General features: G+C 69.4%; 20 protein-coding genes and 1 tRNA gene. 7 read left to right on the forward strand and 14 right to left on the reverse strand.

Annotation, left to right across the window (positions count from 1 at the left end):
* Window positions 1-108: 108 nt before the first annotated feature.
* The 9 genes from rodA to H343_RS0114930 form a co-directional block, all read right to left on the reverse strand.
* On the reverse strand, window positions 109-1,308 hold the full coding sequence (rodA, locus tag H343_RS0114890) for a rod shape-determining protein RodA (protein WP_028431804.1): 1,200 nt from the start codon (window positions 1,306-1,308) through the stop codon (window positions 109-111).
* Window positions 1,305-3,467 carry a penicillin-binding protein 2 gene (gene mrdA, locus H343_RS30745; RefSeq protein ID WP_078505657.1) on the reverse strand — a complete coding sequence of 721 codons (2,163 nt, stop codon included), beginning with the start codon at window positions 3,465-3,467 and terminating at the stop codon, window positions 1,305-1,307. The genes rodA and mrdA overlap by 4 nt, the downstream gene beginning before the upstream one ends.
* Window positions 3,464-4,222, reverse strand: coding sequence for a rod shape-determining protein MreD (mreD, locus tag H343_RS0114900; RefSeq protein ID WP_028431805.1), 759 nt, complete (start codon window positions 4,220-4,222; stop codon window positions 3,464-3,466). The genes mrdA and mreD overlap by 4 nt, the downstream gene beginning before the upstream one ends.
* A gap of 3 nt (window positions 4,223-4,225) precedes the next feature.
* Window positions 4,226-5,164 carry a rod shape-determining protein MreC gene (mreC, locus tag H343_RS0114905; RefSeq protein WP_028431806.1) on the reverse strand — a complete coding sequence of 313 codons (939 nt, stop codon included), beginning with the start codon at window positions 5,162-5,164 and terminating at the stop codon, window positions 4,226-4,228.
* A gap of 145 nt (window positions 5,165-5,309) precedes the next feature.
* On the reverse strand, window positions 5,310-6,329 hold the full coding sequence (locus H343_RS0114910; protein WP_028431807.1) for a rod shape-determining protein: 1,020 nt from the start codon (window positions 6,327-6,329) through the stop codon (window positions 5,310-5,312).
* A gap of 301 nt (window positions 6,330-6,630) precedes the next feature.
* On the reverse strand, window positions 6,631-7,044 hold the full coding sequence (gene ndk, locus H343_RS0114915; RefSeq protein WP_028431808.1) for a nucleoside-diphosphate kinase: 414 nt from the start codon (window positions 7,042-7,044) through the stop codon (window positions 6,631-6,633).
* 74 nt (window positions 7,045-7,118) lie between these two features.
* Complete coding sequence (locus H343_RS0114920) at window positions 7,119-7,469, reverse strand: DUF4233 domain-containing protein (protein ID WP_028431809.1); 351 nt, start codon at window positions 7,467-7,469, stop codon at window positions 7,119-7,121.
* The gene (gene folC / locus H343_RS30750; RefSeq protein WP_078505659.1) at window positions 7,469-9,073 is read right to left on the reverse strand and encodes a bifunctional tetrahydrofolate synthase/dihydrofolate synthase; all 1,605 of its coding nucleotides are present in this window, start codon (window positions 9,071-9,073) and stop codon (window positions 7,469-7,471) included. The genes H343_RS0114920 and folC overlap by 1 nt, the downstream gene beginning before the upstream one ends.
* Window positions 9,074-9,230: 157 nt before the next feature.
* Window positions 9,231-11,873 carry a valine--tRNA ligase gene (locus tag H343_RS0114930; RefSeq protein ID WP_028431810.1) on the reverse strand — a complete coding sequence of 881 codons (2,643 nt, stop codon included), beginning with the start codon at window positions 11,871-11,873 and terminating at the stop codon, window positions 9,231-9,233.
* Between the two features lie 156 nt (window positions 11,874-12,029).
* On the opposite strand from H343_RS0114930, the gene H343_RS0114935 reads away from it, so the two are divergent.
* Together H343_RS0114935 and H343_RS30755 are read left to right on the forward strand one after the other, a co-directional pair.
* Window positions 12,030-12,968: a hypothetical protein gene (locus H343_RS0114935; RefSeq protein WP_028431811.1), complete on the forward strand. Its 939-nt coding sequence runs from the start codon at window positions 12,030-12,032 to the stop codon at window positions 12,966-12,968.
* Window positions 12,969-13,043: 75 nt separating this feature from the next.
* A complete protein-coding gene (locus tag H343_RS30755; RefSeq protein ID WP_051265271.1) occupies window positions 13,044-13,730 on the forward strand; it encodes a hypothetical protein in 687 nt (228 codons plus the stop codon).
* 135 nt (window positions 13,731-13,865) lie between these two features.
* On the opposite strand, the gene clpX is transcribed toward H343_RS30755, so the two are convergent.
* The 5 genes from clpX to H343_RS0114965 form a co-directional block, all read right to left on the reverse strand.
* A complete protein-coding gene (clpX, locus tag H343_RS0114945) occupies window positions 13,866-15,152 on the reverse strand; it encodes an ATP-dependent Clp protease ATP-binding subunit ClpX (RefSeq protein ID WP_028431812.1) in 1,287 nt (428 codons plus the stop codon).
* Between the two features lie 153 nt (window positions 15,153-15,305).
* Window positions 15,306-16,013, reverse strand: coding sequence for an ATP-dependent Clp protease proteolytic subunit (locus H343_RS0114950; protein ID WP_028431813.1), 708 nt, complete (start codon window positions 16,011-16,013; stop codon window positions 15,306-15,308).
* 68 nt (window positions 16,014-16,081) lie between these two features.
* Window positions 16,082-16,684 (reverse strand): ATP-dependent Clp protease proteolytic subunit, encoded by a 603-nt coding sequence (locus H343_RS0114955; RefSeq protein WP_028431814.1) that lies wholly within the window; start codon window positions 16,682-16,684, stop codon window positions 16,082-16,084.
* 250 nt (window positions 16,685-16,934) lie between these two features.
* Window positions 16,935-18,386, reverse strand: coding sequence for a trigger factor (tig, locus tag H343_RS0114960; RefSeq protein ID WP_028431815.1), 1,452 nt, complete (start codon window positions 18,384-18,386; stop codon window positions 16,935-16,937).
* 108 nt (window positions 18,387-18,494) lie between these two features.
* Window positions 18,495-18,571 (reverse strand) — tRNA-Pro (locus H343_RS0114965).
* A gap of 424 nt (window positions 18,572-18,995) precedes the next feature.
* Here H343_RS0114965 and H343_RS0114970 point away from each other — a divergent pair.
* Genes H343_RS0114970 through H343_RS35285 form a run of 5 tightly spaced genes read left to right on the forward strand, consistent with a single transcriptional unit; the run spans window position 18,996 to window position 23,290 of the window.
* Window positions 18,996-20,006 (forward strand): LacI family DNA-binding transcriptional regulator, encoded by a 1,011-nt coding sequence (locus H343_RS0114970; RefSeq protein ID WP_028431816.1) that lies wholly within the window; start codon window positions 18,996-18,998, stop codon window positions 20,004-20,006.
* Window positions 20,006-20,959, forward strand: coding sequence for a ribokinase (locus tag H343_RS0114975; protein WP_037903839.1), 954 nt, complete (start codon window positions 20,006-20,008; stop codon window positions 20,957-20,959). The genes H343_RS0114970 and H343_RS0114975 overlap by 1 nt, the downstream gene beginning before the upstream one ends.
* Window positions 20,960-21,451, forward strand: a complete 492-nt coding sequence (locus tag H343_RS0114980) for an RpiB/LacA/LacB family sugar-phosphate isomerase (RefSeq protein WP_028431818.1) — start codon at window positions 20,960-20,962, stop codon at window positions 21,449-21,451.
* A complete protein-coding gene (locus tag H343_RS30760; protein WP_051265273.1) occupies window positions 21,448-22,899 on the forward strand; it encodes an Nramp family divalent metal transporter in 1,452 nt (483 codons plus the stop codon). Before H343_RS0114980 ends, H343_RS30760 begins: the two co-directional genes overlap by 4 nt.
* Window positions 22,900-22,909: 10 nt before the next feature.
* Complete coding sequence (locus H343_RS35285) at window positions 22,910-23,290, forward strand: hypothetical protein (RefSeq protein ID WP_028431819.1); 381 nt, start codon at window positions 22,910-22,912, stop codon at window positions 23,288-23,290.

The raw sequence follows: 23,290 nt of genomic DNA on the forward strand, positions 1-23,290 counted from the left end.
CGGGCGCCGCCAGGGCCCCGACGCCGTGGGGGCCACAGCCGCGGGGCCGCCGCCGTGGGCACCCGGCCGCGCTGCGCGAGACCGGACGGGCAGCGCCCCCGCCCCGTGCTACGCGGAGACGGGACGCTGGACCCTGATGGACTGCAGCAGCCCCACCGCGATCCACACCGCGAACATCGACGTGCCTCCGTAGGAGACGAACGGCAGCGGAAGACCGGCGACGGGCATGATGCCCAGCGTCATGCCGATGTTCTCGAACGACTGGAAGGCGAACCACGCGATCACGCCGGCCGCCACGATGGTGCTGTACAGCTCGGTCGACTCCCGCGCGATGCGGCACGCCCGCCAGATCACCACACCCAGCAGCGCGATGACCAACGCACCGCCCAGGAAGCCCAGTTCCTCACCGGCCACGGTGAAGACGAAGTCGGTCTGCTGCTCGGGGACGAACTGGCCGGTGGTCTGCGAACCCTTGAAGAGTCCCTTGCCGGTCAGACCGCCCGAACCGATCGCGATCCGCGCCTGGTTGGTGTTGTAGCCGACACCGGCCGGGTCCAGCGCGGGGTTGGCGAAGGCGGCGAAGCGGTTGATCTGGTACTGGTCGAGCAGACCGAGCGCCCACACCAGTACGGCCCCGGCGGCGCCGGCGATGCCCAGCCCGACGATCCAGCGGTTGGACGCACCGGAGGCGAGCAGCACGCCCAGCGCGATCACGACCATGACCATCACCGAGCCGAGGTCCGGCATCAGCATGATGATCGCGATGGGCGCCGCCGCCATGCCCAGCGCCTGCAGCACCGTTCTGTGGTCGGGGTGCTCCCTGTCGCCCGCGTCCACCTTGGCGGCCAGCAGCATCGCCATGCCGAGGATCACGGTGATCTTGATGAACTCGGCGGGCTGCAGCGAGAATCCGCCGCCCAGATGCAGCCAGGCGCGCTGTCCGTTGATGGTCGCGCCGAGCGGGGTGAGCACGAGAAGGGCGAGCAGCACCGTGGCGCCGTACAGGAACGGCACGGCGCCGCGCAGCCTGCGGTGGCCGACCCAGACCGTGGCCGCCATCAGCAGCAGCCCCACCACGAGGCTCAGCGCGTGCCGGGTCAGGAAGTAGTGCGGATCGCCCTGGTTGAGGTCGGTGCGGTTGCGGGTGGCCGACCACACCAGGAGCGAGCCGATGACGGACAGGCCCAGCCCGGCCAGCACCATCACCCAGTCCAGCCGCCAGACCGCGGAGTCGTCCGCCGTGAGCCGGCCCCACGCGGAGCGCTTCTGCGGCCCGTAGCCGTCGAGGGAGTAGGTGCGCGTGCTCATCCGGCCGCTCCGGCTGCCGGGTCACCCGCGGAGGCGCGCTCCGCACGCTCCTTGAAGTCGTCGTCGTGCCGGGCCTCGATGTTGCCGTGGCCGTCGACCTCGGGGAGCTCCTTCTCGGGCTCCGGCAGCAGCGCGCTGTCCTTGTCGATGCCGCCCTTGGAGTCGACGCCGTAGATCGCGTTGTAGATGTTGCGTACGGCCGGGCCCGAGGCACCGGAGCCGGTGCCGCCCTGGGAGATGGTCATGACGACCGTGTAGTCCTTGGTGTAGGTCGTGAACCAGGACGTGGTCTGCTTGCCCGCGACCTCGGCCGTACCGGTCTTGGCATGCATCTTGATCTTGTCCTGTGGCCAGCCGGCGTCGCCGAAGCGCCATGCCGCCGTGCCGCGTTCGGCCACTCCGGCCAGCGCCCTGTCCATCTTCTTCAGCGTCTTCTTGTCCACCGGAAGCTTGCCGTGGGCCTCCGGCTCGATCTCCTTTATGGTCTTGCCGTCCGGGCTCATCGTCGCCTTGCCCAGCGTGGGGTCGAACATGGTCCCGCCGTTGGCGATCGCACTGTAGATCACGGCCATCTGGATCGGTGTGACGAGCGTGTCGCCCTGTCCGATGGAGTAGTTGACGCTGTCACCGGCGCGCATCTTCATTCCGGAGACGCAGTTCTCCTTGGCGATCTTTTCGGCGTAGGACTTGGCGTCCTTGCCCTGCTTGCACCAGGCGTCCTTGTTGGCCTCCCAGTAGTCCTTCTTCCACTGGCGGTCCGGGACGCGGCCGGTGACCTCGTTGGGGAGGTCGACGCCGGTCTCCTTGCCGAGCCCGAACTCGTGGGCCGTCCTGTAGAACCAGTCCTTGGCGTTCTTCTTCGGCTTGTTGCCGCCGTCCTTGAGCCACTGCTTGTAGGCGAGGTCGTAGAAGACGGTGTCACAGGAGACCTCCAGCGCACGGCCGAGGTCGATGGTGCCGTGGCTCTCGGACTCGTAGTTCTTGAAGACCTGCCCGCCGACGCTGTACGAGGACGCACAGTCGTAGTTGCCCCCGAACTTGTTGCCCGCCTTCACGGCCGCCGCGGTGGAGATGACCTTGAAGACCGAACCGGGGGCGGACAGGCCCTGGATGGAGCGGTTCAGCAGCGGGTAGTTGGACTTCTTCCCGGTGAGCTTCTGGTACTCCTTGCCGGAGATGCCGCCGATCCACGCGTTGGGGTCGTACTCGGGGTTGGAGGCCATCGCCACCACCCGTCCGGTCTTGTTCTCCATCACGACGGCGGCGCCCGCGTCGGCCTTGTAGTTCCGGCCGGTGTTGTCGTCGAACTCCTTGCGGGCGTTCTTCATCGCCGTGAGCAACTCGCGCTCAGTGACGGCCTGCACGCGGGAGTCGATGCTCGTCACGAGGCTGGAGCCGGGCTTGGCCTTGTCGCTCTTGGCACGGCCCATGACGCGTCCGAGGTTGTCCACCTCGTAGCGGGTCACGCCGGAACTGCCGCGCAGGATGCTGTCGTAGGTGCGCTCCAGGCCGGAGCGGCCGATCTCGTCGGAGGAGAGGAAGGGCGAGTCGGTGTCCTTGGCCTTCTCGATCTCCTCATCGGTGACGGGTGAGAGATACCCCAGCACCTGTGAGGTGTTGGCGCCATACGGGGCGGGGTAGCGGCGCAGGGCCGTGGGCTCGGCGGTGATGCCGGGGAAGTCCTCCGCGCGTTCACGGATCTGCAGCGCCTGCTGGGTGGTGGCCTCGTCGGTGACGGGGATGGGCTGGTAGGGCGAGCCGTTCCAGCAGGGCTGCGGCGTCTCGGCGTCACAGAGCCGGACCCTCTCCCGTACGGTCTTGGGGCTCATGTCCAGGACACCGGCCAGGCGTGTGAGGACGGCCTTGCCCTTGTCGTCCATCTTCATCAGCTCGGTGCGGGAGGCGGAGACCACCAGGCGCGTCTCGTTGTCGGCGATCGGCACGCCCCGCGCGTCGAGGATGGCTCCTCGGGTGGCGGGCTGCACGACCTGCTGCACGTGGTTGCCGGCGGCTTCCTTCTGGTACTCGTCGCCGTTGCGGACCTGGAGATACCACAGGCGCCCGCCCAGGGTCAGCAGCAGCGACATCACCAGGATCTGGATCGCGACGAGCCGGATGTTCACACGGTGGGAACGCCCGGTCTCCGGGAGGTTGCTCACAGCCGCTTGACCCCCTTGATCTTCGTCTTGCCCTTCCGCCCCGACCGCTCCAGCAGGCTGCCCCGCTGGATGCCCATCCGGATCGCTTTCCCGTTGCGTGCGTTGCGTACCGTGCCGCTCTTGCGAGCTCTGCCGAAGAGGCCGCCTCCGCCGCCGCCCACCTGCAGGCCCGTACCCGAAGTGAGCCAGCCGTAGGCGCCTCTGTCCGCGCGGCCCATGCTGCCGACACCGGAGGCGTCCGAGGTGATCGGGGCACGCTCGGTACGGCGCGCCAGCCACATGATCATCGGTACGACGAAGGGCGCCAGCAGCAGGTCGTAGAGGGTGGCCGTCAACAGCAGCGGCAGCAGGGCCACTTGGCCCGCCGCCGTGTCACCCACAAGGGTGCCGACACCCGCGTACAGCAGCGTCGAACTGACGGCCGCACTGGCGACCACCAGCATCGGCACGGTCGCCGAGCGGTGCTGGCCGCTGTCCGGCTTGGTCAGTCCGGCGACGTAGCCGATCAGGCAGAGCACCAGCGCGTAGCGGCCCACGGCGTGTTCGGCGGGGGGTGCCAGGTCGGCGAGGAGTCCACCGGCGAAGCCGGTCAGCGCACCGGTCGTGTGTCCGTAGACCATCGCCAGTCCCAGCACGACCAGCAGCAGCAGGTCCGGCACCGCGCCGGGCAGCTGAAGCCTGGCGAGCACGCTCACCTGCACGATCAGCGCCCCGAAGACAAGGACGGCCGAGAGCAGAATCCGGTTGATGTGCATCGGTCAGCTCCTGGGTTCCGACTCGCCGGGGCTCGGCGTCTTGGTCACGGTCACCGTCGGGGCGGGCTTGGGCTTCGCCGGCTTCTTGGACTTCAGCACGTCGTCACGCGGGTCCTCACGCGGCGGCTGGACGACCACGCCGACGATGTCGAGCTTGCTGAAGCCCACGAAGGGGCGGACGCTCACGCTGCGCGTCAGGTCACCACCGGTCCTGTCGACCTTGGTGACGGTCCCGACGGGCACGCCCGGCACGAAGGGCTTGTCGTCCCGGGAGCCGAAAGTCACTATCCGGTCGCCCTTCTTCACCTCGGCCTTGCCGTTCAGGAGCTGGACGGTCATGGAGTCGCCGCCGCGTCCCGTGGCGAAGCCGAGTTCGCTGCTCTTCTCCATGCGGGTGCCGACGGAGAAGTCCGGGTCGTTGGCGAGGAGCACCGTCGCCGTCGACGCACTGACCGTGGTGACGCGCCCGACGAGGCCGTCGCCGTTGATGACCGTCATGTCGCGGGCGATGCCGTCCTGTCGGCCGGCGTCGAGGGTGACCGTCCAGGAGAAGCCCTGGGCGGCGCCGATCCCGATGACCTGGGCGCCCTTGAGTCCGTAGCCTCCGGCTCCGGCCGTCTTCAGCAGCCTGTCCAGCTCCTGGGAGCGGGCACGGTGACGGTCGTCGGAGCCCAGCTCCCGCTTCAGACGGGCGTTCTCCGCCTCCAGACGGCTTATCCGGTCGTGCCGCACACCGGAGTCGCGGACCGCCGCGATGGAGTTGCCCACGGGGTCGACAGCGGCCGCCACCCCGTTCTCCACCGGGCCGAAGGCGGAGGCGGCGACCCGCCGCGCGCTGTCCATCGGAGACTGCTCGCCCTTCCTGATGTCCACCGTGATCAGTGCGAACGCGATGGCGATCAAGAGGACGAGGAGCAGCCGACTCTCTCGTGTGTCCCTCACGTGCGGCGGCCGTGCCTTTCGTCGGTCAGTCGGCCCGGTTCGTCTCCCGGAGCCGTGAATACCGCACTACGGAACGGTGAGTGATCCGTCGTACGGACTGGTGGTCGTTCACGGGGCGGACCCGCACAGCGGGCCCGCCCGGTGCTCATCGCCTCGGCTGGGAGTCGAGGACCTGCTGCAGCGCCTCGAACTCCTCGACGCACTTGCCGGAGCCCAGCGCCACGGAATCCAGCGGGTCCTCGGCGATGTGGATCGGCATGCCCGTCTCGCTGCGCAGCCGCTCGTCGAGACCACGCAGCAACGCGCCGCCGCCGGTGAGCACGATCCCGCGGTCCATGACGTCCCCCGACAGCTCCGGGGGGCACTTGTCGAGCGTGGTCTTCACCGCGTCGACGATCGCGTTGACCGGCTCCTCCATGGCTCTGCGGACCTCGGCGGCCGAGATGACGACCGTCTTGGGAAGGCCGCTGACCAGGTCACGGCCGCGGATCTCGGTGTGCTCGTCCTTGTCCAGCGAGTGCGCGGAGCCGATCGTGATCTTGATGCTCTCGGCGGTGCGCTCGCCGAGCAGCAGGCTGTACTCCTTCTTGATGTGCTGGATGATCGCGTTGTCCAGCTCGTCGCCCGCGACACGGATCGACTGGGCGGTGACGATGCCGCCGAGCGAGATCACGGCGACCTCGGTCGTGCCGCCGCCGATGTCGACGACCATGTTGCCGGTGGCCTCGTGCACGGGGAGCCCGGAGCCGATCGCGGCCGCCATGGGCTCCTCGATGATGTGCACCTGCCGGGCACCCGCCTGCGTCGACGCCTCGATGACGGCACGCCGTTCGACCCCGGTGATACCGGAGGGAACACAGATGACCACACGGGGACGGGCGAGATAGCGCCGCTTGTGGATCTTGAGAATGAAGTAGCGGAGCATCCGCTCGGTGATCTCGAAGTCGGCGATGACGCCGTCCTTCAGCGGACGCACGGCCACGATGTTTCCGGGGGTGCGGCCGATCATCTTCTTCGCCTCGGCACCGACCGCCAGAATGCCGCCCGTATTGGTGTTGATGGCGACGACCGACGGCTCGTTGAGGACGATCCCGCGACCCCTGACGTACACCAGCGTGTTGGCGGTCCCGAGGTCGACAGCCATATCACGGCCGATGAACGACATGTTGTTCGCCATAGGATGCGTCTGGCCTTCCAACTGGAGCGATGTGTGTGGAGGACGGCAGGAGAGGGTGTCCGCGCTGACCGTTCGGGCGCGAGGTTCCATCGTAGTCGCGGTCACTCGAACACCCAGCAAGGGTGTCCCGCCATTGTCGGCGCAAGTGCCGTCGTCCCTGTAACCAGTGACGTCGTGTCGGAGTGATGCGTTCCCCCGAACCCTCCCGCGTATGCCCGGGTGCGACCGGGAAATGTCGGTCACCCCAGGTCAAGCAGGCTTTCAGGACTGATGCCGTGTCAGTGGAAGGCTAGCTAAAGTTCGGGAAAAAAATCTTCACCTCACGCTCCGCGGACTCCTCCGAGTCCGATGCGTGAATCAGATTTTCGCGGACAATGGTCCCGAAATCCCCCCGAATGGAGCCCGGTGCTGCGGCAATCGGGTCGGTGGGGCCGGCCAGTGCCCGTACGCCCTCGATCACGCGCTCACCTTCGACGATCAGGGCGACCGAGGGTCCGGACTCCATGAAATCCACCAGCGGCCCGTAGAAAGGCTTTCCGACGTGCTCGGCGTAGTGCTGCTCGAGCGTCGAGCGGTCCAGCGTGCGCAACTCCAGTGCCGTGATCCGCCAGTCGGCCTTGCTCTCGACACGGCGGAGGAGTTCACCGATCAGGCCGCGGCGTACAGCGTCGGGCTTGAACAGGACGAGAGTGCGCTGGCTCATGGTGGGGGCTCCTCGGGAAATGCGGTACAGCGGGGTGCGAGTGCCCAGAGGCTACACGTCGGCGAAGACCGCAGTCACACAGTGTCAGGCTCGGTCGTGGAGCGGGCGCGGGCCGCCTTCGCCTCGTCCACCTTCCGCCCGAAGTGGACCGACGCCCACCACAGTCCGGCGAAGCAGGCGCCGAGGAAGAACATCACCGGCACCACGAAGCCGGAGGCGACCAGGCCCAGTTGGAGCGCCCATCCCAGGTGCACGCCCCCCGTACGTGTGACCGCACCGCACAGGAGCAGGCACAGCACCATCGCGGCACCGCACACCGCCCACAGGGTGCCCGCCGGTACGTCGCTCGTGCGCATCGCGACGAGACCGGCGAAGCCGATCACGAAGAACTCACCCAGCAGCGTGCTCGCGCAGAGTGTCCGCATCAGCGAGCCCTCCCCAGCAGCAGCCGGGCCTCACCCGCGGTGATGACCGACCCCGTGACCAGCACGCCCGCTCCGGCGTACTCGCCCTCCCCCTCGGCGAGGGTGATCGCCTCCTCCAGCGCGCTGTCCAGGCGGGGCTCGACCTGGACTCTCTCCTCACCGAAGACCTCGACGGCGACGGCGGCCAGCGCGTCGACGTCCATGGCGCGGTGCGTGGAGTTGCTGGTGACCACGACCTCCGAGAAGACCGGCTCGAAGGCCTCCAGCACACCCCGTACGTCCTTGTCGCCGCTGGGCCCGACGACCCCGACGAGATGGCTGAAACTGAACGCCTCGCTCACGGCCTCCGCGGCGGCGCGTGCCCCGGCCGGGTTGTGCGCGGCGTCGAGGAGGACGGTGGGGCTGGTGCGCACCACCTCCAGTCGGCCCGGCGAGGAGACCGACGCGAACGCCTGTCTGACGACGTCGGTGTCGAGGGTGCGCCCCTGGTCCGTGCTGCGGCCGATCCCGAAGAACGCCTCGACGGCCGCGAGCGCGACCGCCGCGTTGTGCGCCATGTGAGCGCCGTGCATCGGAAGGAAGATCTCCGGATACTCCCCGCCGAGCCCGCGCAGCGTGATCAGCTGCCCGCCGACGGCGACCTCACGGGCGACCACACCGAACTCCAGGCCCTCCCGCGCGACCGTGGCATCCACCTCGACGGCCCGCTTGAGCACCACCGAAGCGGCCTCGACCGGCTGCTGGGCCAGCACGACGGTCGCGTCCGGTTTGACGATGCCGGACTTCTCCCCCGCGATCGCCTCCGGGGTCTCACCGAGCCGCGCGACGTGGTCGAGCGCTATGGGCGTGATGACGGCGACGCCCGCGTCGATGACGTTGGTGGCGTCCCAGCCGCCGCCCATGCCGACCTCGACGACGGCGACGTCCACGGGCGCGTCGGCGAAGGCCGCGTAGGCCATGCCCGTGAGCATCTCGAAGAAGGAGAGCCGGTGGGGCTGCTGAGCGTCGACCATGTCCGCGAACGGCTTGACGTCCTCGTACGCCTCGATGAACGCCTCCGCGGTGACGGGGGCGCCGTCCACGCTGATCCGCTCGGTGATCGACTGCACGTGCGGCGAGGTGTAGCGGCCGGTGCGCAGCTCGAAACCGCTCAGCAGCGCCTCCACCATGCGGGCCGTGCTGGTCTTGCCGTTGGTCCCCGTGATGTGGATGGAGGGGTACGTGCGCTGCGGCTCGCCCAGCACGTCCATCAGCGCACGGATGCGGTCCAGGGACGGGTCGAGCTTCGTCTCCGGCCAGCGCCGGGCCAGCTCGGCCTCGACCTCGCGCAGCGCCCGGTTCGTCTCCGGGTCCTCGGGGCGGGAGGGCACGACGTCGGCCTGCGGAGGGTCGGCCTGCGCGCGGAGAGTGCGGCTGCCCGCCTCGATGACCGCGAGGTCGGGATCCCGGTCGGTCTCCGCGCCGACGATCTCCTCGAAGCCGGAGTCGGTGTCGGAGCCGGAGTCGGTGTCGGAGCCGGATGGACCGGACGTGCCGTTCTCCGGGGTCTGCGGGTCCCGGTCGTCGCCGGGGTCGTTCTCGGGGGGCTGGGGCAGGTCACTCACGGCGCCCAGTCTACGTACGGGCCTGAGGGCGCCCCGACCGCGGGCGGCGGCCGCCGCGAACCGGACGGCTCCCGGAACGTGACGGCCCCGCGGCGTCCACCAGAACTCAAGGTGCACACCGCGGGGCCGTGCGCCGGACGGTCGGCCGCCCGCGGCCCTACGCGCCGGGCAGCTGCTCCAGCTGGCGCCCGATGCGGGCGATGTCGGACTCGGCGGTGGCGCGGCGCTCGCGGATCTTCTCGACGACATGGTCGGGAGCCTTGGCGAGGAAGCCCTCGTTCTCCAGCTTCGCCGTGGTCTGCCGCAGCTCCTTCTCCGCCGCGCCCAGTGCCTTCGTCAGCCGCTTGCGTTCCGCTTCGACGTCGATGGCGCCGGAGAGGTCCAGCTCCACCGTGGCGCCCTCTACGGGCAGCGAGGCCGTGGCGTGGAAGCCCTCGCCCGCCGGATCGAGCCGCAGCAGCTGCCTGATCGCGTCCTCGTGCGCGGCCAGGCCGGTGCCCTCCAGGGCGAGCCGCGCGGGAACCCGCTGCCCGGGCTGGAGGCCCTGGTCGGCCCGGAAGCGGCGGACCTCTGTGACGGCCTGCTGGAGCGCGCCGATCTCGCGCTCGGCGGCGGCGTCCCGGAAGCCGGAGTCGGCGGGCCAGGAGGCGACGACGACGGACTCGCCGCCCGTCAGTGTGGTCCACAGCGACTCGGTGACGAACGGGACCACCGGGTGCAGCAGCCGCAGCATGACGTCCAGCACCTCACCCAGGACGCGCCGGGAGACCTCCGCCGGACGGCCGCCCGCGGCGAAGGTGGTCTTGGACAGCTCCACGTACCAGTCGAAGACCTCGTCCCACGCGAAGTGGTAGAGGGTGTCGGAGAGTTTGGCGAACTGGTAGTCGTCGTAGTAGCCGTCGGCCTCGGTGACGACGGAACCCAGCCGGGAGAGGATCCAGCGGTCGGCGGCGGCGAGTTCGCGGACGTCCGGGAGCGGGCCCCCGACGGTGGCGCCGTTCATCAGCGCGAAGCGCGTGGCGTTCCAGATCTTGTTGGCGAAGTTGCGGGACGCCTTGACCCAGTCCTCGCCGATCGGCACGTCCGTACCGGGGTTGGCGCCGTTGGCCAGGGTGAAGCGGAGCGCGTCGGAGCCGTACTCCTCCATCCAGTCCAGCGGGTCGACGACGTTGCCGAAGGACTTGGACATCTTCTTGCCGTGCTCGTCACGGACCAGGCCCGTCAGGGCGATCGTGTGGAAGGGGGCGACCCCGTCCATCGCGTACAGCCCGAACATCATCATCCTGGCGACCCAGAAGAAGATGATGTCGTGGCCGGTCAGCAGGACGTCCGTCGGGTAGAACTTCGCCAGATCCTGGCTCTGTTCGGGCCAGCCCAGGGTGGAGAAGGGCCACAGCCCGGAGGAGAACCAGGTGTCCAGGACGTCCGGGTCCTGGGTCCATCCCTCACCCTGCGGCGGCTGCTCGTCCGGGCCGAGGCAGCGCTCCTCGCCGTCCGGGCCGTACCAGACGGGGATGCGGTGGCCCCACCACAACTGGCGCGAGATGCACCAGTCGTGCATGTTGTCGACCCAGTCGAAGTAGCGGGCGGACATGTCGGCGGGGTGGATCCTCACCCGCCCGTCGCGCACCGCGTCACCGGCGGCCTGCGCCAGCGGCGCGACGCCGACCCACCACTGCATGGACAGCCGCGGCTCGACCGTGGTCTTGCAGCGCGAGCAGTGCCCGACGCTGTGCGTGTACGGGCGCTTCTCGCCGGTGATGCGGCCCTGTTCACGCAGGGCCCCCACGATCGTGGAGCGGGCCTCGAAGCGGTCCAGGCCCTGGAAGGGGCCGTGCGCCGTGATGACGCCGCGCTCGTCCATGACGGTCAGCGCCGGCAGGTCGTGCCGCTGCCCGATCGCGAAGTCGTTGGGGTCGTGGGCCGGGGTGACCTTGACCGCGCCGGAACCGAACTCCGGGTCCACGTGCTCGTCCGCGACGACCGGGATCGAGCGGTCGGTCAGCGGCAGCTTGATCTTCCTGCCGATCAGGTGCGCGTACCGCTCGTCGCCGGGGTGCACCGCGACAGCGGTGTCGCCGAGCATCGTCTCGGCACGGGTGGTCGCGACGACGACGGAGTCCTCCCCCTCGCCGTAGCGGATGGAGACCAACTCGCCGTCGTCCTCCTGGTATTCCACCTCGATGTCGGAGATGGCCGTCAGGCAGCGGGGGCACCAGTTGATGATGCGCTCGGCGCGGTAGATCAGCCCGTCGTCGTACATGCGCTTGAAGACGGTCTGCACGGCGCGCGAGAGGCCCTCGTCCATCGTGAAGCGCTCACGCGTCCAGTCGACGCCGTCGCCGAGGCGGCGCATCTGGCCGAGGATCTTGCCGCCGTACTCCTCCTTCCACTCCCAGACCCGCTCGACGAACGCCTCACGGCCCAGGTCCTGACGGGACTTGCCCTCCTCGGCGAGCTGCTGCTCGACCTTGTTCTGGGTGGCGATGCCCGCGTGGTCCATGCCCGGCAGCCACAGCGCCTCGTAGCCCTGCATGCGCTTCCGGCGCGTGAGCGCGTCCATCAGCGTGTGCTGGAAGGCGTGGCCCAGGTGGAGGGAGCCGGTGACGTTGGGCGGCGGGATGACGATGGTGTACGGCTGCTTGTCGCTCTTGGAGTCCGCCTCGAAGTAACCTCGCGCTACCCAGCGCTCGTACAGCTCCCCCTCCACCTCGGCCGGCGCGTACTGCGTCGGCAGGTCTGCTGGGGCTGCGGCGTCCGGCCCGTGTGCTGGCGGGCTCTGCTGAGTGTTCTCGGTCACGACGGCAGTGTACGGGCGTCAATGTCGCAGTCTCGAATCGGTTTCGCCACCGGTGCAGCCGCCGTCAGTGGCGTCCGCGAAGATGTAGGGAGCGCGTAAGCGTGTGCAGGCCGCGGAATCCACGCGGCGCACATCAAACGGAGGGGAAGCGCCGCCATGAGTCACAACCAGCCAGGCCCGTACGGCCAGCAGCCACCGCAGCCAGGCCCCTACGGACAGCCGCCGCAGGCCGGTCAGAACCCCTACGCCCAGGGCGGTCCGGCCGGCGCGCCGGGAGGGCCCGGCTACGGCTACCCGCAGCAGCCCGGGCAGCCGAACCCTTACGGGCAGCCGGGTCCCTACGGCCAGCCCGGACCGTGGGGGCAGCCCGGGCAGCCCGGCATGCCGATGCCTCCGCAGGGCGGCGGCAACACGGGCAGGACCATCGCGATCGTCGTGGGCGCGCTCGTGATCGTCAGCGCGGTCGTCGGCGGCTTCCTCCTCTTCGCACCGGACGGCGGTTCGGTGGCGGACGACGGCAAGAAGTACAAGCTGACGTCGCCCCAGACCGTGGTCGGCGAGTACGAGAAGCGCTCCCCGCTGGGCTCGTCCGCGGACTTCGACAACAGCGACCTCAACGCCTACGAGAGGGCCGGGGTCGACAACCCCCAGGGGGAGAAGGGTGCCTACCGGGCCGGCGACGGGACCCAGGGGAAGAACCTCAACTTCGAGGGCGTCTGGGGCGATGTCGACGACCCCGAGGGCACCGTGGACGCCGCCTTCGCCAAGATGGCCGAGGAGTCCCGTCAGGACGCGTCGCGCGGCAGCGGCACCAGGTCCACGCTGGAGGGCAGCCCCGAGAAGGCGGAGCCCGCCGGGCTCGGTGACGAAGCGGTGATGAAGTGCCAGACCGTCAAGGTCACCCTCGGCAGCTCCAGCTCCAGCCGCCCCTCGGAGGTGAGGGCTCCGCTGTGCATGTGGGGTGACCACAGCACCGTGGTGATGGTCTCCGCCATGGACTCCAGCGCGTACCTGACGGGCAACGCCATGACGGCCGACAAGGTCGCGGACCTGGCGGCGGATTTGCGTGACGACGTGCGCGTCGAGATCAAGTAACCGCAGGGCAGGCTCATTCGGGCGTCCGGTGCCTCCGTGCCGGGCGCCCTTCGCCGGACGGAGGAGACCCCCACGATGAGTGACAACCAGTCAGGCACGCACGGACAGCCGGAACCTCCCGGCGAGGCCTCTCCCACCCGGAGCGGCGGCGGCAGCAGCAGCAGGGCGAGGACCACGGCCGTCGCCGTCGGCGCTCTGGCCGTCGTGGGGGCCCTCGCCGGCGGCTACTTCCTCTTCGGCCCCGGCGGCACGCCCGCGTACGAGCTGACGACGCCCCGGACGGTCGCGGGCGAGTACGAGCGGGACGGCAAGGGCGAGAAGGGCGACGGGAAGGCCTTCGGCGACAAGAGCGTGCCCGGGATGAAGAGCAGCGAGGACGTCAGCGCCGAGTACAAGGCGGGATTCACCAAGAAGCTTCAACTCGGCGGCGCCTGGGGCACGGTGGAGGACCCCGGGAAGGCCGTGGACTGGGTCTTCGAGCAGACGGGCCGGTCGCTGAAGACGGAGACGGGCGCCAAGGCCAAGGGCAAGCTGGAGGAGTTCTCACCGTCCGGCTTCGACGGCGACGTGCTCAAGTGCCGCGAGTACCGGATATCCACCATGGGCCTGGCCATGTGCGGCTGGGCGGACGCGAGCACCGTCGGCACGGTCACCTCGATGATCCTCACCCGGGACGGCACCTCCACGGAGCCGGTGAGCCTGGAGGAGACCGCCGAACTCGCGGCGAAGGTACGCGAGGACGCCCTGACCGAGACGGGCTGACGCGGCAGGCGGTCCGGTCCGGTCCGGTCCGGACCGGACCGGACCGGACCGGACCGGAAAACGGCGTAGGAGGGGGCTCCGGCTGTGCGGCCGGAGCCCCCTCCTACGCCACGGCACCCGCTGCCGCGGCTGCCGTCATGCGCTCTTCTCGTGCCGCTCCTGGTCGTTGCCGCGGGAGCGCGGCACCAGCGTCGGGTTCACATTCGAGTGGACGACCTCTTCGGTGATCACGACGCGCTCCACGTCCTTGCGGGAGGGCACCTCGTACATCACCGACATCAGGACCTCTTCCATGATGGCGCGCAGACCGCGCGCGCCGGTGCCGCGCAGGATCGCCTGATCGGCGATGGCCTCCAGCGCCGGACGGTCGAAGTCCAGCTCGACGCCGTCGAGTTCGAACAGGCGCTGGTACTGCTTGACGAGGGCGTTGCGCGGCTCCAGCAGGATCTGCAGCAGCGCCTCGCGGTCGAGGTTGTGCACGCTCGTCATCACGGGAAGACGGCCGATGAACTCGGGGATCATCCCGAACTTCACCAGATCCTCGGGCATGACGTCCTCGAACTGGTTGCTGTCCTCCAGCTCCCGCTTGGAGCGGATGGTCGCGCCGAAGCCGATGCCCTTGGCACCCGCACGCGACTCGATGATCTTCTCCAGGCCCGCGAACGCGCCGCCCACGATGAACAGCACGTTCGTCGTGTCGATCTGGATGAACTCCTGGTGCGGGTGCTTGCGGCCGCCCTGGGGCGGGACGGAGGCGGTCGTGCCCTCCAGGATCTTCAACAGCGCCTGCTGGACGCCCTCACCCGAGACGTCCCGTGTGATCGACGGGTTCTCGCTCTTACGGGCGACCTTGTCGATCTCGTCGATGTAGATGATCCCGGTCTCGGCCTTCTTGACGTCGTAGTCGGCCGCCTGGATCAGCTTCAGCAGGATGTTCTCGACGTCCTCGCCCACATAGCCCGCCTCGGTGAGCGCCGTGGCGTCGGCGATGGCGAAGGGGACGTTGAGCATACGGGCGAGAGTCTGGGCCAGCAGCGTCTTCCCGGAACCGGTCGGCCCGAGCAGCAGGATGTTGGACTTGGCCAGCTCGATGCCGTCGTCCTTGCCCTGCGGACCGCCGTTCTCCCCGGCCTGGACGCGCTTGTAGTGGTTGTACACGGCCACCGAGAGGGCCTTCTTGGCGGACTCCTGGCCGACCACGTACCCCTCGAGGAACTCCGAGATCTCACGGGGCTTGGGAAGGTCGTCCCAGCGCACCTCCGAGGACTCGGCCAACTCCTCCTCGATGATCTCGTTGCACAGGTCGATACACTCGTCGCAGATGTACACGCCTGGGCCTGCGATCAGCTTCTTCACCTGCTTCTGGCTCTTCCCGCAGAACGAGCACTTGAGCAGATCGCCGCCATCACCGATGCGTGCCACGAGGTGCTTCCCCTTCGCCTGGGACCGGTCCTTCGCTGAGACGGACCGTGGTACATGCTCTGACGACGGTACCTTGCCGGGCCGTCGAATTGGGCCCCCCTTGGACCGACTCGGTGGAGGCGGGCCAAGGAGGGTGGGTGACGTGCGCCGGCGTCAGACTCCCATCCCGACCGACGACTTGCGGGTGGAGACGATCTGGTCGATCAGTCCGTACTCGAGGGACTCCTCAGCGGTGAGGATCTTGTCGCGCTCGATGTCGTCGCGGATCTTCTCGATCTCCCTGGTGGAGTGCTTCGCGAGCATCTCCTCCAGCTGCACACGCATCCGCTGGATCTCGTTCGCCGCGATCTCCAGGTCGGAGACCTGGCCCCGGCCCGTCTCGCTGTAGGGCTGGTGGATGAGGATGCGGGCGTTGGGCAGCGCCATCCGCTTGCCCGGGGTGCCGGCGGCGAGCAGCACGGCGGCCGCTGATGCGGCCTGGCCCATGCAGACCGTCTGGATGTCCGGCTTCACGAACTGCATCGTGTCGTAGATGGCCGTGAGCGCCGTGAACGAGCCGCCGGGCGAGTTGATGTAGAGCGAGATGTCACGGTCCGGGTCCATCGACTCCAGGCACAGCAGCTGGGCCATGATGTCGTTGGCCGAGGCGTCGTCGATCTGGACGCCGAGGAAGATGACACGCTCCTCGAACAGCTTCGCGTACGGGTCGTACTCGCGAACGCCCTGCGAGGTGCGCTCGACGAAGCGCGGGACGATGTAGCGCGACTCGGCCTCGGGACCCGTGTAGCGGCCCTCGGAGGCGTGCGCGCTCTCCGCGCCGTGAATGCCGCGGAGTCCGGGGAGTCCGGGAAGATTGGTCATCGGAGCCTTCTCCTGGTGGTGGGCTGACTGCGGTCGGTGCTGCTGAGCCTGCGGTCCTGTGGCGCGGCTCACGCGCCGGTGCCGCCGCCGCCCGGAAGCTGGGACGCCCTGCCGTACACCTCGTCGATAAGGCCGTAGTCCTTCGCCTCTTCAGCGGTGAACCAGCGGTCGCGGTCCGCGTCCCGGGTCCACTGCTCCTCGGTCTGGCCGGTGTGCTGGGCGGAGAGGGCGGACATCTTCTTCTTCGTCCGCAGCAGCTGCTCGGCGTGGATCTTGATGTCCGAGGCGGAGCCCGCGAGCCCGGCGGAGGGCTGGTGGATGAGGATGTCCGCGTTCGGCAGCGCGAAGCGCTTGCCGGGTGTACCCGCGCTGAGCAGGAACTGGCCCATCGAGGCGGCGAGGCCCATGGCGATGGTGACCACGTCGTTCTTGATGTACTGCATGGTGTCGTAGATCGCCATGCCTGCCTGGATCGATCCACCGGGGCTGTTGATGTAGAGGAAGATGTCCTTGTCGGGGTCGGCGGCAAGGAGCAGCAACTGAGCGGTGATCTGGTTGGCGATCTCGTCGTCGACGGGCTGGCCGAGGAAGATGATCCGCTCGTTGAGCAGCCGGTTGTAGACCTGGTCGCCGAGGCCACCACCAAGGTGCTCAGCGGCGGCGGAAGGCATCGGAAGCGTCACGTGTCCACCTGCTCGTGTCCGGACGGTCGCCGAAGGCGTGCCGTCACTGGGGTCTTCGTGTACTTCGGACCCTAACGCGCACCACCGGCGGCGCCATCCCGCAGCCGGAGCTGTTCGCTGTGAGCGCAGGTCCGCGGGCCTGTCCGCACGCGAGGGGCCGCCCCGCATCCGTCGCGGAGCGGCCCTTCGTGCGTGCTTGCCGGAAGGCGCGGGAACGTCTCCGGCGGCCCGTGCGGGGTCAGCCCTCGGACTTCCCCTGCTCCTTCTCGGAGCTCTCCTCGGAGGAGCCGTCGGAGGCCTTCGCGGAGGTCTCCTCGGGCTGCTCGCCGGCCGCCCCGGCCTCGTCCGCCCCGGCCTCGACCGTCTCGGCGGTCTCGTCCTCGTCGTCGAGGTCGACGACCTCACCGTTGGTGTCCTTGACCGTGACGGACTCGACGACCGCGGCCAGCGCCTTGCCGCGCGCGACCTCGCCGACGAGCATCGGCACCTGGCCGCCCTCGACGACGGCCTGGGCGAACTGGTCGGGGCTCATGCCGGAGGACTGCGCACGGCGCATCAGGTGCTCGGTGAGCTCCTCCTGGCTGACGTTGAGCTTCTCCTTGGTGACCAGCTCGTCGAGGACGAACTGGGTGCGGATGCCCTTCTCCGCCTGCTCCTTGAGCTCGGCGTCGAAGTCCTCCTCGCTCTTGTCCTGCATCTGCAGGTACGTCGGCAGGTCGATGCCCATCTGCCCGAGCTGGTGGTTGATCAGGTTGTGCTTGCGGGTGTTGACCTCTTCGTCGAGCAGCTTCTCCGGGACGGGGACCTCGACGAGCCCGAGGAGGGCTTCGAGCACCTTCTCCTGCGCATCGGTGGCCTGCTCGTACTTCTTCTGCTGACCGAGCCGCTTGCGGCTGTCCTCGCGCAGCTCCTCCAGGGTGTCGAACTCGCTGGCGAGCTGGGCGAAGTCGTCGTCCAGGGCGGGCAGTTCGCGGGCGGAGACGGACTCCACGCTGACGGCCACCTCGGCCTCACGGCCGGCCGCGGAGCCGCCCTTGAGCTCGGAGGTGAAGGTGGTGCTGCCGCCGGCCTCCAGGCCGGTGACGGCGTCGTCGATGCCGTCGAGCAGCTCGCCGGAGCCGATCGTGTAGTCGACGCCCTCGGCGACGCCGTCCTCCAGGACCTCGCCGTCGACCTTGGCCTCCAGGCCGATCTTGACGACGTCGCCCTCGGCCGCGGCGCGCTCGACGACGGTGGTCGAGGCGAAGCGCTCACGCAGCTGCTCGACGGCCTCGTCGATGTCCTCGTCGGAGACCTCGGCGGCCTCGACCTCGACCTCGATACCGGAGTAGTCCGGGATCTCGATCTCGGGCCGGATGTCCACCTCGGCGGTGAAGGCGAGCAGTTCGTTGTCCTTCAGGTCCGTGATGTCGACCTCGGGCTGGCCGAGCGGATTGAGCTCACCCTCCTCGACAGCGGACTGGTAGAGCTTCGGCAGCGCGTCGTTGACGGCCTCCTCCAGCACCGCACCGCGCCCGAAGCGCTGGTCGATCACCCGGGCAGGAATCTTGCCCTTGCGGAAACCGGGCACGGTGACCTGCTGGTTGATCTTCTTGTACGCCGCGTCGAGGCTGTCCTTGAGCTCCTCGAAGGGCACCTCGACAGTGAGCCGAACCCGGGTGGGGTTCAGGGTCTCCACGGCGCTCTTCACGGTCGGTCTCCTTGGGGCTGACTGCTGGGGATTTCACACTTCGCTGGGGCGCCCCGTATACGACTCTGGTCCGGACACGGCTCAGGCGCGCGCGTCTTGCATAGTACGTGGTCGGGGTGGCCGGATTCGAACCGACGACCTTCCGCTCCCAAAGCGGACGCGCTACCAAGCTGCGCCACACCCCGTCAGTGCGAGACGTAGAGTACATGCACTTCCACGCCCTCCGTCCCGGGTACTTCTTCAGCCGCAGGTCACGGCAGCGACCGCTCCCCGGTGCGCTTGCGGACACCCCTGCGGGCAGAACGGGGCGGAGGGGACCGCTCCCCGGCGCCGGCGCACGCCCGGCCGCTGGGGGCGGCGCGTGCGGCGCGCGAAGCGCGCAGTCGCCCCGGCGGCCCCGGGAGCACCCGCGGTGGCACCGGCAGCGACCGGATGCCCACCGCGCGTATCCACAGCGCACGCGGAACGTGTCCGGAGCCGGCACCGCCCCGAAGAGAGCGCTTCAAGAGTCTTGACCGCGCGGTGGCGGGATCCATAGCTTCTCCGCATGCAAACGTTTGACCAAGATCGCCAGAGTGAGTGCGCAAACGAACGTCCAGGGGTCCGTTCATGGTGACCATCCGGGATGTGGCCGACGAAGCGGGCGTCTCCATCACCACGGTGTCGCGCGCGCTCAACGACAGCGGTCGTGTCGGTCTGGCCACCCGTGACCGTGTGCTGAGCGCCGCACGAAGACTCGGCTACGAACCGAACGATCTGGCGCGCAGCCTGCACGGCAAGTCGACGGGAACGATCGCGGTGCTCGTCCCCGACATCACCAACCCGTTCTTCCCGGAACTGGTCAAGGGGGTCCAGGAGGTGGCCACGGAACGCGGCAGCCTGCTGCTGCTGTGCCAGACGGCGGAGGACACCGACATCGCCGTACAGGAGGTGCTGCACCTGCGGCGGAAGCGGGTGGACGGCGTCGTCCTGGTCGGCGGACTGGGCCGAGCGGATCAGCTCTCCGCGGCGCTCGCGGGACTCCCGGTGGCAACCGTGGACCGCGACACGGACATCGACACCGCGTGGGTGGTGCGCAGCGACCACCGGCGCGGCGGCCGTCTCGCGACCGAGCACCTCATCGAGCTCGGCCACGAGCAGATCGCGCACATCCGCGGTCCGGCGCATCTGTCCGTCGCCGGCGACCGGCACGACGGCTACCGGGAAGCGCTGGAGGACGCCGGGCTCCGCTACGACGACTCCCTCGTCGTGGAAGGCGACTTCCTCGAGCAGAGCGGCTACGACGCCCTTCGTGCGCTGCGCCGCCGTCGCCGTCCCTTCACCGCCGTGTTCTGCGGCAACGACCTGATGGCGATCGGCGCGCTGCGTGCGCTGGAGGACGTCGGACTGGCCGTTCCGGAGGAGGTCGGCGTCGTGGGGTTCGACGACATCCATCTGGCGTCGTACCTGCGGCCCGGCCTGACCACCGTTCATCAGCCGATCCAGGAACTCGGCCGCCGTGCTGCCGCCCTGCTGATGGAGGGCGCCGTGAACGGCGGCAGACCGACGAGCGAGATGCTCGACGTCCACGTCGTCCGGCGGCAGACCACCGCCCGCAACAGGCGGACGGAGACGCGGTGATGGGCACCGTCACCGTGTTCGGCAGCCTCAACCTCGACATCGTCACCAGCGTCCCGCGACTGCCGGGCAGGGGAGAGACGGTCGCGGGCGGAAGCCTGCACCGGCTTCCCGGCGGAAAGGGCGCCAACCAGGCCGTGGCCTGCGCACGGGCGGGCGCCGCCGTGCGGATGGTCGGCGCCTGGGGCGCGGACGAGGGCGGCGACCTGCTGCTCCGGGCCCTCGGCAGGGAGGGCGTGGACACGGAGGGCGTGCGGGTCGGCCCCGGTGTGCCCACCGGCACGGCCACGATCCTGGTCGAGCAGGGCGGCGAGAACATGATCGCTGTCACGGCCGGCGCCAACGGGCTCCTGGACGATTCGGACGTCGCGGTGGCCTGTGGTCCGCTCGGAACCGGCGACGTGCTGCTCATGCAGTGCGAGGTGCCGCTCGACGCCGTACGCCGGGCCGGCCGGCTCGCCGCGTCCCGTGGCGCCACCGTCGTCCTCAACGTGGCGCCGGTCCCCGAGGACCTCGGCTTCCCGCTCCCGGATGTCGACGTGCTGCTCGTCAACGAGCACGAGGCGCGCCTTCTGGAGGCGGCCGGAGCGCCGCCGCAGGCACCGCCGGCCGACGCCTCCGGGCGGCCCCCCTCCGTCGAGGACTGCGTCCGCTCCCTCGCCCTGCGGAACGACTGCCTGGTCGTCGCCACGCTCGGAGCCGGGGGAGCCATCGCCACCCGCGGCGGTGACCCACGCCGGTTCCCCGCCCCCTCGGTGGAAGCCACGGACACCGTGGGCGCGGGGGACGCCTTCGCGGGCTACTTCGCCGCGGCGCTCGGCCGGGGAGCCGACGAGGCGTCGGCGATCGAGACCGCCGTACTCGCCGCCTCCGTCGCCGTCACGCGCCCCGGGACGCAGGAGGCCTTCCCCCGACACCACGAACTCGGCACCGCCCGCACCACCGGAGGTAACTGAATGCGCATCACTCTCGGCAACGACCACTGCGGTCTGGGACTCAAGGACCACGTGAAACAGGTTCTGGACCGGATGGGCACCGACGTCGTCGACGTGGGCACCCACACGACGGACCCGGTCGACTTCCCCGACATCACCCGGCTCGTGTGCGACCCGGTACGGAAGGGAGAGGTGGACCGCGGCGTACTGCTGTGCGGCACGGGCGTCGGAGCGTGCATCGCCGCCAACAAGATTCCCGGAATCCGCGCCGCCCTGTGCCACGACACCTTCTGCGCCCACCAGTGCGTCGAGCACGACGACGTCAACGTGCTCGCCATGGGCGCCTGGATCATCGGCCCCGTCACCGCCGAAGAGGTCCTGCGCGCGTACCTGAACGCCGAATTCAGCACCGAAGAGCACTTCCGCCGGCGCGTCGCCAAGCTCCACAGCATGGAACTGGACGGCGCCCGCGAACTGGCCCCGCAAGCAGCACGACGGAGTGATGCCGTATGACGGACCAACAGCAGACGACCGCCGGCGGCGAGGCCCTCACCTACCCCGAGCCGCCTTCCAGACTCCGCAGGCGCCTCACCCTGGTGGGAGCCGTGGGCGTCCTCGGTCCCGGTGCCATCGTCGCCTCGGCGAACATCGGCAGCGGCGAAATGATCTTCGCCTCCCGCGGCGGGTCGGTGTTCGGCTACGCGCTCATCTGGGCGTTCGTGATCGCGGCGATAACCAAGGCCGCTCTGGCCTACTCCATGAACCGCTACATGGTGGTGGCGGGCGAACACCCCATGACCCGCTGGGCGACGGTCTTCCCCGGGCCCAGGGGCTGGTTCCCGATCGTCTTCGGCGCCACGTCGATAGCCGTGATCCCGTCCTGGGTCAGCGGACTCGGTCTGGGCATCGGAGATCTGATCGCCGAATCCGGCCTGGGCACCGGCGCGTTGTGGGCCTCGCTGCTCATCGTCCTCTCCGCGGTGCTGTCCTGGGTGGGCGGATACGCGAAGCTGGAGACGGCGCAGACCGTCATCGTCGGCTTCATGCTGCTGGCCGTCGCGGTGAGCGTGGTCGTACTGCAGCCCGACTGGCTGGGCGCGCTCAAAGGTTTCGTCCCGACCGTCCCGGAGTACGCCGGCTGGCTGCAGGCCGACTACCCGGACATCGCCGAGCGTTCGGTCTGGCTGGAGATCGGTGCCTATCTGGGCGCCGTGGGCGGCGGCACGTACGACTACATCGGCTACACGGGCATGCTCCGCGAGAAGAAGTGGGGGATGCTCGCCCACCGCGACGTGCACCGCTTCAGCGAACGGTACGCGGACGCGGGACGGGGGCGGCGACTGCCGCTGTCCTCCGCACCCGGTGAGGCGGCCAAGGCACGGGCCTGGTCGCGTGCTCCGCTGGGCGACGCGGTCCTCTCCTTCTCCGCGATCACCGTCTTCTCCATCATGTTCATGGTCAACGGAGCGTCGCTGCTGTCGGAGTCGCGGCTGGTCCCCGACGGGAACCAGACCCTCACCCACCAGGCCGGCTTCCTCACCGCGGTCCACCCGACCTTCGAGTACCTGTACTACGTCGCGGTCTTCTTCGCCTTCTTCGGCTCTCTCTACGCCTTCTGGGAGATGTACAGCTACACCGCCTACGAGAGCCTCGGCGCGGTCTCGGACCGGGTGCGCCTCGCGGGGCAGCGGGCCGTCCGCCCCTACCTCTACGTCTACCTGCTGATCACCTCACTGATCCTGGTGTGGACGGTGGGCGAGGTGGTGCTCATCGTGACGCCGGCCTCCGTCCTCGGCGGTCTGCTGATGAGCGGCGTGTTCTGCCTCGCCCTCGTCTGGACCGAGAAGAAGGTGCTGCCCGAGCAGTACCGGCTCAGCACCGCCGGCCGCTGGTGGGTGATCGTCTCGGGGCTCGTGCTGACGCTGCTCGGAGTCGTCTCGACCTGGCAGCTCTTCGCGTAAGGAGGAGATCATGCGTCCTGGAAGCACCGTCGTGGCCGGCTGCCTGGCCCTGCTGTCGGTTCTGCGTTTCACCGAGGAGTCCTACGGTCCGGCGGGACTGTTCGCCGTCCTGGCACTGATCGCCCTGGGGCTGGGGGCCCGGCCGCGGCCGGCGCCCGCGGCCCCGGCCGAGCCGCCTCCCGCTCAGGCCGTCCGGACCGCCGCGGCCGCGCACGAACGCAACCACCGGACATGGCGGTCGATCGCCCTGGCCGGCCTCGCGGTGAGCGTGCTGGGGGCCTTCACCTTCCCGCCGATGGGGCTGGTGGTGGCGGGCCTTTCCGCGTACTCGGTGTACCGGATGCGCCGGTCCCGGGACTCGTCACGGCTTCTCGAAGGAATGATCGGCTGA

It is taken from the genome of Streptomyces sp. TAA204 (assembly GCF_000424965.1).

Bases quoted from the DNA above. Each gene is read 5' to 3' on its own strand.
- ndk (WP_028431808.1), bottom strand. From the start codon at position 7,044: ATGAGCCAGCGCACTCTCGTCCTGTTCAAGCCCGACGCTGTACGCCGC.
- H343_RS0114950 (WP_028431813.1), bottom strand. From the start codon at position 16,013: ATGACCAATCTTCCCGGACTCCCCGGACTCCGCGGCATTCACGGCGCG.
- rodA (WP_028431804.1), bottom strand. From the start codon at position 1,308: ATGAGCACGCGCACCTACTCCCTCGACGGCTACGGGCCGCAGAAGCGC.
- H343_RS0114980 (WP_028431818.1), top strand. From the start codon at position 20,960: ATGCGCATCACTCTCGGCAACGACCACTGCGGTCTGGGACTCAAGGAC.
- H343_RS0114920 (WP_028431809.1), bottom strand. From the start codon at position 7,469: ATGCGGACACTCTGCGCGAGCACGCTGCTGGGTGAGTTCTTCGTGATC.
- H343_RS0114955 (WP_028431814.1), bottom strand. From the start codon at position 16,684: ATGCCTTCCGCCGCCGCTGAGCACCTTGGTGGTGGCCTCGGCGACCAG.
- mreD (WP_028431805.1), bottom strand. From the start codon at position 4,222: ATGCACATCAACCGGATTCTGCTCTCGGCCGTCCTTGTCTTCGGGGCG.
- H343_RS0114935 (WP_028431811.1), top strand. From the start codon at position 12,030: ATGAGTCACAACCAGCCAGGCCCGTACGGCCAGCAGCCACCGCAGCCA.
- H343_RS30755 (WP_051265271.1), top strand. From the start codon at position 13,044: ATGAGTGACAACCAGTCAGGCACGCACGGACAGCCGGAACCTCCCGGC.
- H343_RS0114975 (WP_037903839.1), top strand. From the start codon at position 20,006: ATGGGCACCGTCACCGTGTTCGGCAGCCTCAACCTCGACATCGTCACC.
- H343_RS0114910 (WP_028431807.1), bottom strand. From the start codon at position 6,329: ATGTCGTTCATCGGCCGTGATATGGCTGTCGACCTCGGGACCGCCAAC.
- H343_RS35285 (WP_028431819.1), top strand. From the start codon at position 22,910: ATGCGTCCTGGAAGCACCGTCGTGGCCGGCTGCCTGGCCCTGCTGTCG.
- H343_RS0114970 (WP_028431816.1), top strand. From the start codon at position 18,996: ATGGTGACCATCCGGGATGTGGCCGACGAAGCGGGCGTCTCCATCACC.
- H343_RS30760 (WP_051265273.1), top strand. From the start codon at position 21,448: ATGACGGACCAACAGCAGACGACCGCCGGCGGCGAGGCCCTCACCTAC.